Raw genomic sequence first — 12630 nt, forward strand, 5'->3', positions numbered from 1 at the left:
ACAATTGCTGTTTTTTCTGGCCAATACAACAAATATTAGACATCTCCAGAAAAGAGGAAGTAGGGACGTTGCATGCAACATCCCTACAAAGTAAGGGGAAATAATTGATAATTTATGTATGGTAATTGATTTTATTTTTGATTATTGGAGATATCTATTAGTATTAGAGTTATACCAATTTGATAAATGTTTGCTACAAATAATTTTCTAGGTGTTAGGTGGTAGGTTTTAGGTGGATTATTAGTTATTTACTAGCCAGTTTACTTGTAACATTCTTTTTTCAATTTGGTATTATAGCGATTTTCACAAAGGTAGACTAAAAAACCTCTGCCCTCTGCCTTAAAGCCAAAATTTATGTATCCTAATTATTAATGAAAACTGCTGTGAGTAGCAGAAGTTCTAGATTTCACTTAACCAACTTGCGGCCAAAGCAATTGCTAAAGCATCAGCAGCATCATCTGGTTTAGGAATCTCATCTAAATCTAATTCTCTTGCTACTGCTTGTTGAACATCAGACTTATTTGCATTGCCATAATTTGTTAGTGCTTTTTTAATTTGTGCGGGTGTAAACTCTATTAATGGAATGCCATGTTGGGCTAATACCAACATTAAAATTCCTCTAGCTTGAGCAACTAAAATTGTACTGCTCATACGATAAAAAAATAGTTTCTCTGTAGCTGCTAAGTCTGGCTTAAAAGTATTGAATATCGTATGTAAATCTTCATAAATTGTGATTAAACGCTCGCCCATTTCTTGTTTTTTTGTGGTTTTAATCACTCCAAAATCAACCATAGAAGTAGAATCTATTTTTTCTGTTTTTGAATTATAAACACATTTAATTACTCCAAATCCTAATATTGCAAGACCTGGATCTAATCCAATAATTAACTTTTCCATCTTGATTTAATCAGTAATAATTTTTGAGGAGAAAATTTACAGCAGATTCGGTGGTATATGAGCTACAAATATTAATGATTTTGTTTTCAAGATAGGTAATTATTAATTATTGAAATTCTCAATTTGTATATTCCTTAGCAATATAATATAGCAGTCGAAGCAAAGGACGCAGACATATAAAAAGCTTAAAACTCAGGCAACGCAATATTTTCCCTTTTCTTCTAGATAACTAAACACCTTCTTCCTTCTTTTTTCTTCCTTCTTTCTTCTTTGAATAACTTTAAGTAATTACCGAAAAATTGTGGTTGAAAGCCTCCTCTTTTAAGAAGATAAAAAGAAAAATTTTCCTTTGAGTCAATCCTCTTTTAAAGGAGAGGTAATTCTAAATTCTAAATTCTAAATTCTTGAATCGCTCTTACTGTTTTGAAATATTATTTATTTCACTAAAAATTATTTTTGATGAAATTAGGAGAAGCATCAATACAAGTTTTTTATTGAAAATTAACTCTCAAATGTTTTAATTGTCAAAAACTTGCTTTTATACATAATCTGCTTCTCCCTAAAATCTTCAACTACAACTCAGAAGATTAATGATTAATTTATCAAAATAATTGGGTTCTTCACAGCTCAACTAAACTTACTTATTAATTATTAATTATTAATTATTAATTATTAATTATTAATTGTTGAACCCCGCCTTTTAAAGCCAAATATTTTTGGAAGATTACTCAAAATCCCTGTGACAAAAATAACTTCTGACTTCTGTCTTCTGACTTCTGACTTCGTTAAACTTCCTCTTCCACTAACCCAAAGACTCGATTAAACACTTTTTTTACCTTATCACCAGAATCAATACTTTCCAATGGATCTTTTCGTAGTCGATGTCGTAAACACATTGTAATAACACGACCAATATCTTCCACCGTCACTTCTGTCTTACCCTCAAAAGCAGCTAGAGCTTTTGCCGCACGGTTAGTAACAATATCTCCCCGTAAACCATCCACATCTAACTCAGAACAAACTTGAGAAATTTTCACTCGTAAATCATAATCAACTTCCACTGACTTCAGCTTTTGTTGAGCACCTACAAGCTTATCCTGCAATTCTTCCTGCTGTGTTTGATAATTTAATAAAAATTCTTGAGAACTTTGGTCAAAAGCTGAACGTTGTTCAACAATTTGAACTCGTAATGAAGGGTCCTTAACAGTCCTAATTTCAGCGTGCATTCCAAATCTGTCCAGTAATTGAGGCCGTAACTCCCCTTCTTCTGGGTTTCCCGAACCAACAAGCACAAAACGAGCAGGATGACGAATAGAAATACCCTCCCTTTCTACAGTATTCCACCCACTTGCTGCTGAGTCAAGCAAAACATCAACTAAGTGGTCATCTAAAAGATTAACCTCATCAACATATAAAATGCCACGATTTGCCTTAGCTAATAATCCAGGTTCAAAAGCTTTGACCCCTTCTGATAAAGCCTTTTCAATATCAATAGTACCACAAACCCGGTCCTCAGTAGCCCCTAATGGTAAGTCCACCATTTGGACTTTTCTTTTCACTGTGGCAATTTCTTGCTGTTGTGCCAATCTATCTTGCACAGAATCGCTCATTAGATCGGGGTCTTGAGGATCGCTGTTGAAAGGGTCATCAAGAACAATCTCAATTTCTGGGAGCAGATCGGCTAAAGCACGGATAGTAGTAGATTTACCTGTGCCACGATCGCCCATAATCATCACACCCCCTATTTTGGGGTCAATGACATTTAATAGCAAGGCCAGTTTCATTTCTTCCTGGCCGACAATTGCAGTGAAGGGAAAAACAGCCCGAATTCTGGGGACGGCTGGTTTAACAGATTTATTTACGGTGTTATTGGCTTGAGCGATTGGACTCACAGTAGACTCTAAATTCTGATTACTAATTTTTATTTTTGCACATTGACGGACAATTAGAGTTTCTTAATGTAGGGTTTGCGCTCATAAAGTCTTTTTGCTGAGGTAGGGAGTAGGGACCCACCCCTAACCCCGACCGTGGAGGGGAAAAAGGGAGTAGGGAGTAGTTAAGAGGTAGAATAAATGGGAATTATAGAGTCAGTGGCCATTCATAATAGTCAGAGTGATTTTTCTGCCATAGCTACCCGAAAATCCTCACATGCATGAATCTGAACAACTGAAAAGCTCATACTTTTTCAAGACATAAAAAGCCTAAAACCAATATCAGTCAAAGCTTTGATATTTAATCAGCAAGCCCTAATGTACTTTTCTCTATATTTGACATCCTCCCCGGCCTAAAGGCACGGGGATTCCTACTGAGCCGTAGCTCTTCGGCGGGTTGACGCTTTGCTTCGCATAGCTGTCGCTAACACAGGGTGCTGCTTCCTTGGCGGTAGTCTGATGCTTCCCTCCACGTCCGTTTAGAGTTTCCGAGTGCCCCTCGGCAACTAATAACAGTTTAGCATATATCCAATTCACTTGCATGCTCAAATAAAAAGTCGCCCTACAAGGGCGAGGCTTTAAACCCAATTTTTCGGTAAGGGAATAGGGAATAGGGAATAGGGAAGACAAATTTCTGTGCAATATTTGCGTAGCGCCATAAACAAAATACTCTAAAATGCCTATGTTTACTCCTAGTATTATTGATAGAAATTATGACAAATCAAACTTCCACTCCAGTAATTGTTAATGGTGCTGCGGGCAAGATGGGCCGTGAAGTAATAAAAGCTGTAGCAAATGCTAGTGACATGACTCTTTTTGGTGCCATAGACCGCCAACCTGAGTATCTTGGTAAAGATGCTGGCGAATTATGTGGTTGTGGAGAACTAGAAGTGCCAGTGATTAATGATTTACAGGGGATGTTAGTCATGGCCGTCCAAGAAAAACAGCCAGCAGTGATGGTTGATTTTACTCACCCAGATAGTGTTTATGAAAATGTTCGTTCTGCTATTGCTTATGGTGTCAGACCAGTGGTAGGAACTACAGGTCTTAGTCCAGAGCAAATTCAGGACTTAGCAGAATTTGCAGAAAAAGCCAGTATTGGTACACTGATAATTCCTAATTTTTCTATTGGTATGGTTTTGCTCCAACAAGCAGCGATCGCCGCTTCTCAGCATTTCGATCATGTAGAAATTATTGAGTTACACCACAATCAAAAAGCTGATGCTCCTAGTGGTACTGCCATTAAAACTGCACAAATGCTATCAGAACTAGGAAAAACTTACAATATACCTGATGTTCAAGAAACAGAAAAAATAGAAGGGGCCAGAGGTTGTTTAGCAGACGAAGGAATTCGGATTCATAGTGTACGCTTACCTGGTTTAATTGCTCATCAAGAAGTAATATTTGGTGGCCCTGGTCAAATTTATACTTTACGACACGATACAACAGATAGGTCTTGCTATATGCCTGGAGTTTTGTTAGCCATTCGTAAAGTCCAATCTTTAACCAAACTCATCTATGGTTTAGAAAAGCTACTTTAGAGTGACATACTCCCACACTGCCGATCGAGAATTAGATGTAGGCTTCTCAGGGACTTCTCTATGAGAACATTGACTGAGCTACCAAGGGATGCCCCACCTCTGTAATTGATTTAAAATCGGCTTAATTATACCCCTTTATCAAAATAATATGGGTCGCGCAACCCCGCCTTTTAAGGCGCAATATTTTTGTAGCCTTGCTCAAATCCCCGTTACAAAAATAACTTCTGTACGGGCTAATGGCCATTCGCCCCTACTAAATTCTGACTTCTGACTTAGTTAACTCCTTCAAAATTTAATGGTGGCAAAAAATCTTTTATCAAAACCTGAGCTGCTTTCTTGATATTAATTGCAGTGTTTAAGTCACGTCCAATTGATACATTACATTGAGGACAATCATAGTGTGGGGATGAATGCTAATTAAGCTAAGAACTACTGCGTCTACCACGTCTACTTTGGCGAGAACGAGTAGAGATATCGTATTCTAAAACAGCACCTATGCCAAACAAAATTGCAGTAAATACAAAGAATACCTCTAATAAACCCCCACTTTCATAATCTCCTTGAGCACGGGAGTCTGACCACTTAAAATACATATCAGCAATGTAAAGAGAAAATGTAGCAGCAGCAATCATCCGCCAAGACTGAGAAAAACGTCCACCCCAAAAAGCTAGAAGTAAAGCAGTAGCAATAATTAGTAAAAATACATCAGCAATGATGTAGAACAAGTTTATGCTATAAGCAAATGGTTCTAATTGTCCATCTATACTGAGTACCCAAGACGGAGCCAAATTTGCCGATACTTCTTCTACATCTAACTCTTCTAATACTGAAGTATCTGGAGTAGGTGATATACCAAAAAATGAAGGTTCAGCGACCCAAATAGCCAAAGCAATTCCTGCAACTGCTACTCCAGCTAAAACTCCCCACTGCCAAAATTCTAAATTTAGTCGTTTGGAGGTGACAGCTAAAGTCATACCCCAACCAATGAACAAATAAGAAAGAACGTAGAAAATATCTGCTAGTGAAACATCGGGGTCTAGTTCCCAAAGTAGTTCCCAACAACCAAAAACTACACCAGCAAGAAAGTAAAATAATAATCCTAGACCAATGCCCATCCATACATTGCGCCCACTAACCATTTGAGGACTTTGCCAATTTCTAAAGCAAACTATAGAGGCGAATAAGTAAGCTCCCAATTCAAATATATAAGTACCAACAGAGTACCAAAAAGGTAATTCTTCACCTGGTAAAGGCACGCTAAACAGGAGAAAAAATAATAGGGCAAGTACGCCCCAAATAAGACCAGTAATTACAATACTCTGGGCTGAGAATAAGGACTTAGTCAGGGTAGATGATTTTTCTGAAGTGCTGCTCATAGGAATATTCTCATCAAGCTTAACTTTGGACACTTATGTTATCTCCATTTTTTACCATTTTTAGTCTTTTTTGAGATTTATCAAAGGTATTAAAAGGTATTAAGGAGATAAAAATAGACTTACTTTGCTTTTGACCAATCAATATTAAATAAATAGATTTTTTCATCAATCAAATTAAGATTAATGAATTTCAGCTACTCTTAATAAAGATTGGACACAATAAAATATTGATAGACTATTTGATTTTAAATGCTGTTTAAACAGAGCAATATAATCTGATGCCAAACTTATTATGTAGCAACATTTTATTTGATTTAGAGCGACCAATATCAATTTTTTACCTAACTCCAGAAGTGATATTGGCAAACTTTTTAAATTACTTTACTGCCCATTGTTTACCTTCAGGAAATTGATTCAGCCAAGCCATAAACTGACTTTTATCAGTACTAGACATAGATTCTAAGATTTCATCAATACCTTCAGCAAAATTGGAATTACCAAAATATTGTTCACCTAAATGATGGACTTCTTGCAGTAAAGTATATAGATGAACTTCCCGCCAAGAAGGTAGTGGTAATTTTTTCACAGGATCGACAGTTAATAAAGCCTTAGTTGCATCAGGAGAATCAGTATTAGGAAAGTTTCTGTTTTGAAGAAGCTTAGTAAAGTCCTTGTGAAAAGACTTAGCCTGTCGATTACCTAATAAATCTTCTACATCAAAGTAAACAGCTTGTACTAGCAATAAACAACCCTGAATAAAAGAAGGGGTAATGGTATCCTCATCTTTTGAGTCTTCATTATTAAGTTGTTCTAAGCGGATTTTTCCCCAAACACTATATCTATCGGGTTCCTCTAGTAAAACACAAGCTTTACCACGATTATCTGTTAAATCTCGCCAGAAGGATCTAGCTTCTTCTGCTTGCTCGGCCTTAAAAAGACTGATTAAGCGAAAAGTTTGCCCTTGATAATTAAGAATAGGGATCTGTTGATCCTTTTTTGGGTGTTGAATACTTGTAATTTCAACATCTTGCCTTTTCAGAATAAACATGACACTTTACATTCGACTCCCATAATTACCTGGGGTACTATTGGGTAATTGTAATCTGTTTGAGATTTGTTAACTATTTGTTTACAAATACTTCCTGTTTCTAGCTAGAAGTGTCGGCACCACCTAGTCCACAGGATTTGACTGTCACACCTGACCACCAATTAAAAACACGATCTGACAAAAATAGAAATTTTTTCCCTAGTTAGAATGGTTTTATAAGCTTTCAAAGCATTTAGCAGATTCTTGACAATAATTAATGAATCCTCTCGCATAGATTTAATTTTATATATATTTTTCTTTGACATCCTCCCGACGCTGCACTTGCGTGACAGCGCGGGATTCCTAGCATCACTGTTAGAGACTTTCTGTTTCTTAGCACTCGCCTTCCGAGACTTACTCCCTTCGGGTCTAAGCGCGCTCCACAGACTGACACTGCTCCTCCCGCAGCCAAAATGTTTATACTAGCGTTAATATCTCGATCATGGTGAGCTGCACATTCAGGACAATCCCACTCTCTAATATTTAGAGGTAATTTCTCCACTACATGACCACAATTAGAACAACGCGCGCGAACTAGGGAAATATCTATCAATTTTGATTAACTCTCGGCCATACCAATCAGCCTTATACTCTAATTGCCTGACTAATTCTCCCCAGTTGGCATTACTACCCACCCCTCTTGCTCCCCTCCCGGGAGGTGGGGGTGGGTTGTGATTCTTGACCATATTTTTTACCGCTAAATCTTCAACTACAATAGTTTGATTTTCTCTAATCAGTTGTAGGGGAGCCGTCAGATTGGCGACGTATGTTAGCTTATGAGTATAGTCAAGCCTTGAATCCTTAATTTTTGCGTGTATCCTAGTTACTTTCAGCCTAGCCTTTTGATAGTTGTTAGACCCCTTAGTTTTTCTTGTCAGAGACTTCCCCGCTAACCTTAGTTTATTTAGGACTACCCTATGAATAATATAACTCCCTTAAGCAAAAGCTAAAATTGTGGACTTGATAATGTTAATGTTATAGATATTATGAAAGATTTACCATACTTTAATAATACTATTGTATTGGAGGTTAGGGTAATTAAACTCTTGGGACGTAGAGTCTCAAATCACTCTCGCAAAAATATAGTTTTAGACATTTTTAATTTTTGGGGTCATTTGACATAATAATTAACCTTAAGGATAATATTACTCTCAATTCTTAAGATACTTGTACTTAAATAAATCTAAAGATCGACGATCAACTTGCGTATTTGGAGATTTGCCAACTAAATGTCGCTCTGGGTCTCCTGTTATAATCTCCCATTTAACGGGAGAGGACTTGCGACCGGAAACAAAACTCATCTCTACAGTAAAGTAACTTCAATTATGCTATAATTAATGCCCAAATCGAGTAGCGGTAATACGCACCTGAAAGCCGAACTGATTTGTCGGTAAAATCACAGAAGGTAGCTAGGTGAGTACAGAACTGGACAATACAAAACGGCGGTGGGTCTCATCGTTGCAGTTTGTGGACGCGCGCGAGGATGCTCAACCAGCAATAAGCAGGAAGACCTTTTCCGTAAGGGAGGGAAGTCCTTGTTATAGCGCTAGCTTAACGAGTGAGAATATGACGTAAAGTAATAAAGAGTAATTTCAATCTCATGGTTGAAAATTGGGTGCGTAACTCAGTTGGATAGAGTAGCGACCTTCTAAGTCGCGAGTCGCAGGTTCGAATCCTGCCGCACCCGTAGATGCTGAATTTAAAAGTTTCCTAGATACAGCAAATATTTTAGGTTTTCTCTAGTTACTTCCTTTGACCTTTAATATTAGACTTTTAGCTTTATAATATCACTGCGATCAAGCACTAACTTTATATAAACTGTTGCTTGCTAGAGCTTAAAAACATAGACTATCCAAGACTTATATCTACAAAAATGTCTATGTTTTTACGCCATTAATTTGTGTTATTATCACATACGTCTGCTAAAATCCTCTGGTTTTAGCAACGATTATGGAGTGTTTTGCACTCGACTTTTCATAAGAATGAAAACCCTAGAGGGAATCCTAAACTCAATGTGCTTGAGCGGAACATCAGCCTTCTTTGCCAGTAGACTTATGGACGGGTGAGTCGGAAAATCGCTTTTAGTCACCGATGAAGAGCGTGTCTAGGATTGTCTAGATTTTTAGAAGGTGTGGATTGATTCATACCACTAGGAGAACATCATAAACAAAAATGGAAATAGGTCAGAAAGTAAAAGTAAAAGGTATCACACAAAAGCCTATACCACCCGCAGCTATAGTTAACCAACTGAAGAAAAGTCCCGTTGGTACAATAAAGGAATTTAAAATGGTAGACGGTAGTGGAATCGGCTTTTGGGTCGAATTTGAAGAAAACATAGGTACTTGGTTTTTTGAAGACGAATTAACGCCTATCTCTTAACAGATGCCATAGCAGAAGGAAGAAGGAAGAAGGCAGAAGACAGAAGGAAAATTCAGACAACGTCAGATTTTTTAGCTTTTGATATGCCCTCTCCTTCCCTTCGACTGCTATAAAAAGAGTATTAGGGACAATACTGATAAAGGAAAAAAGTATTACTTTTAGTATAAACTTCTATCATAAATTACTTATCCCTATTAGAGCGAGGGCAAGACCCTCCCACTGGTTATACCGTGACCAAAATAATTCAGAACGGGAGCAATATGCTCCCACTGGCTATACCATTACAATGTATCACTAGAAGCTTTTAGCTCACAAACCATTCCAGAACAAGCGGGATCTTGGGGTCCCATCTCTGGTAATTCACTCGCTAACACATAACCATTCATCAACTCGGAAAAATTATCGGACTTACGTCGATCCAAAACATCCTGTTGCATTTTTTCATATTCTTCCTGAGATATGCGTTCAAATGGCAACCGAGGGAATGGTGCATCAAACCGCGCCAACAATGCTGAGGAAATATAACCTTCATCATCGCGAATTGCTTCATAAATGCGTTTGCCCAAAGGTTCGATTTCTGCTTCCGTTAATAAAATGGTGCTACTGCTGTTATGAGTTGTCCAATGTTGTTGTACTCCCATGTAAAAGTCAAACATCGCAGTGGCACTGAACTTCTCAATGGCAATCTCTTCAACTCCAGGTAAATCTATCCAAGATACCTGTACTGGAATTTCTACTAACCATTCTTTAGCGCGATCGTCAAAGGGATCGTTGAGTAAATTTCCATTTTCATCTTTGCTTGACTGTCCTGGAATCACGGAATAACCATAGTCAAGACAAGCTAATGCTACGGGGTCATTTTTAGCAAAAGTAATCCGTCGTACCCAGCGCAACCCAAAAGGAGGATGCCAACCGGGAGCAGCATTTGTTAATAGAGATTTGGTATTATGTGACTTCAAAGCACCTTGCCAATACCAAGAGTCGTTATCATCTATACCCTCAATGGCAAAATCATAAGAGTAGTCACACACTGCTCCAATATTAACAGACTCAATTTTGTATGGTGAAAAACTGAATACACGCTTAGGTGGAAGTAGGGGTCGTTCCTGACATTTGATACTGTTCTCATTGAGATAATCTAAAGCGTCAGCATTAGACAACATTCGACTCAGACATAATCCCCACATATTCTTCTGTTGGGGTTGCAAGTTCTCACCTTTGGTATTCTGATATATGCTGAAACAGAGTCCGATCGCTTCTCCTATTTGTTGTAGGTTGCTAATAAAATCAGAGCTAGCTGAATCTATGGATAGTTTTCCATCCTTACGCACACATCCATCAGTATCTATCAGACCACAGAAAAATGATAGTAAGGTAGCTCGTGAAGAGCGACGTAAACTCATAGGTATCCGGTCTAAATCTTTGCTTTTCTCAGTTTTGGCAAGCTGGTTTAGGTGCAACCAGTCGAATAACTGTCGAGAAGCAAAGGACAATTCAAAACGACCGTTACTAAGGTCATTTATATTGCCTGCGATGCCAAATAATTTTTTGCCTTTTTCTTGGAGGCAATGCAAAACATCAAGTCTGCTATGAGAAAAACGGACTCGATATTTATTCTGAGAAATGCAACCATTCCCAAACAGACAACCTAAAAAGTAAGCTAGGTCTGAAGTCATAGTTGCAGGAGTCACTATTTCTTGGGTTAATACACCACGGTTATGACCTAATGTTTGAGAGCGTTTTACCCTGGTATAATTTTCTAACTGCAAGGGTATTAGTAAAGCATCTTCTTGTTTTTGATATTCACCAATACTGTAATCAAGCAACATTCCTGGTTGAAGATCGCAAGCATATACCCACTTACCTTCGACGCTCATCCGATGGTTGGGAGTCATGCGTAATGTTCGACCATTAGCTAGTTTGATTTCTACAAGTTCCAGTGGTTGATTAGCGATCGCTGTGGATGCTCCAATTCCATTACGAACGGTTAATTCTAATCCTACTGTTTCGCCACTACCAGGTGCTACTATTTCATCTGCATAGAGTAAACCTTGGTTAAATATTCTCAATGCTGTTTTGTCAAGACAACCGGAAGGTTGAACTGTTGTACAACGGTTTGGACGTTTCAGGTTGTGGCGATCGCAATATTCCCACACTACTTGATGGACTATTTCGCGCCAACGGGTCAAATATTCTGCTTCCTGTTGTTTAAACTTCAGACCTTGAGCAGTTGTTGGACGACCTGCTTGCCACCAACGCAACCATTCAATGCCAAAAGCTTTTACAAAAAAGTCAAATAAACCTGTAAAAGATACTCCAACAATTGGGTCTAATTCTCGACTATAACGATAGCGAGGTTCGACGAATTTATGGTTAAGTAAAGTTGCCACAGAAAGGGCGCCAGCAGTAAAAGCTTCCTCCTGTTCTTTATGATTATTTGGGTCAATTTGATTCAGATGAATTTCTGACAAATTGCAGTGGAAGTTTGAGCCAATAATTTCCAATTTTTTTGTTATCCTAAAGGCTTTTTATCCTCTAGTTCTACAGATTCATTTCCCTGTAGTTCCGAGTACATTTTCTACAAGTGAATGAAAGTAAAAAAGAATTTCTTTGCGATTAGTTTGATATCCAAGAAGAGCTTTACTTACTGTTCTTTCATCTTTAATGCCAAATTCTTTTTCAATTTGGTCATAAAATGGTTTAAGAACTGATATGATTTTATTGACTTTACAACTTAGGATAGACTGAGCATTGTTTTTAGCAAAATCTAAAGCTAACTCTTGGATTAGGAAAGATTTATCGCCAGAGATTTTTGAGAACTGAGCAGTATTTGAGCAACTATAAGAGCAATATTTTTGAGGTTTATTCTTTCTAAACAGAACCTCAAACTCTTTTCCACAATGGTGACAGGTAACAAAAACTTGATACTGTCTAAGCAAGTTATAAGCTTTCAACCGTTCGTTTTGTTTCTGTACCTTTGCACTGTTTTTTCGGCCCTCCAACCATTTACTTTTATACTCTGAATCCTTCATCCTAGATTTTGCTTTAGCAGAAATTTTAGCTCTAGTGATATTGGAAACCTTGGCTCCATAACGTGAGTTATTTTTACCTGAAGTATCCATACCCAAACCTTTCGCTATTTGTTTCCACTCTTGTTTTAGATGCTCATAAACCATTGGTGTAGAAGCAATTAACTGTCTCAAGTCTTTTTCTTGAATTATTTTAACTGTAACCCCATAGTCTTTTTCAAAACACTTTATTCGGGGTAAATCAGTTTGATAATTAAAACCACCTTTTACCTCAACATAAGAGCCATCAGAAAGCATGAAATCAGGTTTGTAGGACCCACCTGTAGATAGGTCGAAAATTTTGACTTCGTATTCCCAGTGGATTTCTTTGTAATCAAGGTATCTGGCATA

At 37.6% G+C, this 12630-nt stretch carries 10 protein-coding genes, 1 tRNA gene and 1 pseudogene; 3 read left to right on the forward strand and 9 right to left on the reverse strand.

Features of this window, described 5'->3' with window-relative positions:
- Positions 1-399 precede the first annotated feature (399 nt).
- The 3 genes from ruvC to SAGCYANO_RS40090 form a co-directional block, all read right to left on the reverse strand.
- The gene (ruvC, locus tag SAGCYANO_RS40080) at positions 400-897 is read right to left on the reverse strand and encodes a crossover junction endodeoxyribonuclease RuvC (RefSeq protein ID WP_202225110.1); all 498 of its coding nucleotides are present in this window, start codon (positions 895-897) and stop codon (positions 400-402) included.
- Positions 898-1682: 785 nt separating this feature from the next.
- Positions 1683-2789, reverse strand: coding sequence for a magnesium chelatase ATPase subunit I (gene bchI, locus SAGCYANO_RS40085; protein ID WP_375340089.1), 1107 nt, complete (start codon positions 2787-2789; stop codon positions 1683-1685).
- 369 nt (positions 2790-3158) lie between these two features.
- A complete protein-coding gene (locus SAGCYANO_RS40090) occupies positions 3159-3365 on the reverse strand; it encodes a hypothetical protein (RefSeq protein ID WP_237397150.1) in 207 nt (68 codons plus the stop codon).
- A 176-nt stretch (positions 3366-3541) separates the two neighbouring features.
- Here SAGCYANO_RS40090 and dapB point away from each other — a divergent pair, with 176 nt between their 5' ends.
- Entirely contained in the window at positions 3542-4369 is an 828-nt protein-coding gene (dapB, locus tag SAGCYANO_RS40095) for a 4-hydroxy-tetrahydrodipicolinate reductase (protein ID WP_202225112.1), read from the forward strand.
- A gap of 422 nt (positions 4370-4791) precedes the next feature.
- Here the strand turns inward: dapB and SAGCYANO_RS40100 are convergent, their stop codons facing one another.
- The 4 genes from SAGCYANO_RS40100 to SAGCYANO_RS40110 all read right to left on the reverse strand — a co-directional run bounded on the left by SAGCYANO_RS40100 (position 4792) and on the right by SAGCYANO_RS40110 (position 7758).
- Positions 4792-5745 (reverse strand): hypothetical protein, encoded by a 954-nt coding sequence (locus SAGCYANO_RS40100; RefSeq protein WP_202225230.1) that lies wholly within the window; start codon positions 5743-5745, stop codon positions 4792-4794.
- 376 nt (positions 5746-6121) lie between these two features.
- Complete coding sequence (locus tag SAGCYANO_RS40105) at positions 6122-6793, reverse strand: Npun_F0813 family protein (RefSeq protein ID WP_202225113.1); 672 nt, start codon at positions 6791-6793, stop codon at positions 6122-6124.
- Positions 6794-7046: 253 nt separating this feature from the next.
- Positions 7047-7334, reverse strand: a complete 288-nt coding sequence (locus SAGCYANO_RS51135; RefSeq protein ID WP_375340093.1) for a zinc ribbon domain-containing protein — start codon at positions 7332-7334, stop codon at positions 7047-7049.
- A 13-nt stretch (positions 7335-7347) separates the two neighbouring features.
- Positions 7348-7758 carry an RNA-guided endonuclease TnpB family protein gene (locus SAGCYANO_RS40110; protein WP_375340094.1) on the reverse strand — a complete coding sequence of 137 codons (411 nt, stop codon included), beginning with the start codon at positions 7756-7758 and terminating at the stop codon, positions 7348-7350.
- Between the two features lie 687 nt (positions 7759-8445).
- Here SAGCYANO_RS40110 and SAGCYANO_RS40115 point away from each other — a divergent pair.
- Positions 8446-8519 (forward strand) — tRNA-Arg (locus SAGCYANO_RS40115).
- A gap of 485 nt (positions 8520-9004) precedes the next feature.
- Complete coding sequence (locus tag SAGCYANO_RS40120; RefSeq protein WP_202225114.1) at positions 9005-9211, forward strand: DUF2862 domain-containing protein; 207 nt, start codon at positions 9005-9007, stop codon at positions 9209-9211.
- A gap of 281 nt (positions 9212-9492) precedes the next feature.
- Here SAGCYANO_RS40120 and SAGCYANO_RS40125 read toward each other — a convergent pair.
- Positions 9493-11691: pseudogene (locus tag SAGCYANO_RS40125) on the reverse strand (LAGLIDADG family homing endonuclease); the annotation flags it as partial.
- 69 nt (positions 11692-11760) lie between these two features.
- The gene (locus tag SAGCYANO_RS40130) at positions 11761-12537 is read right to left on the reverse strand and encodes a hypothetical protein (RefSeq protein WP_202225116.1); all 777 of its coding nucleotides are present in this window, start codon (positions 12535-12537) and stop codon (positions 11761-11763) included.
- Positions 12538-12630 lie beyond the last annotated feature (93 nt).

Origin of the sequence: Okeania sp. KiyG1 (assembly GCF_014132355.1) — a bacterium.
GTDB lineage: Bacteria > Cyanobacteriota > Cyanobacteriia > Cyanobacteriales > Microcoleaceae > Okeania.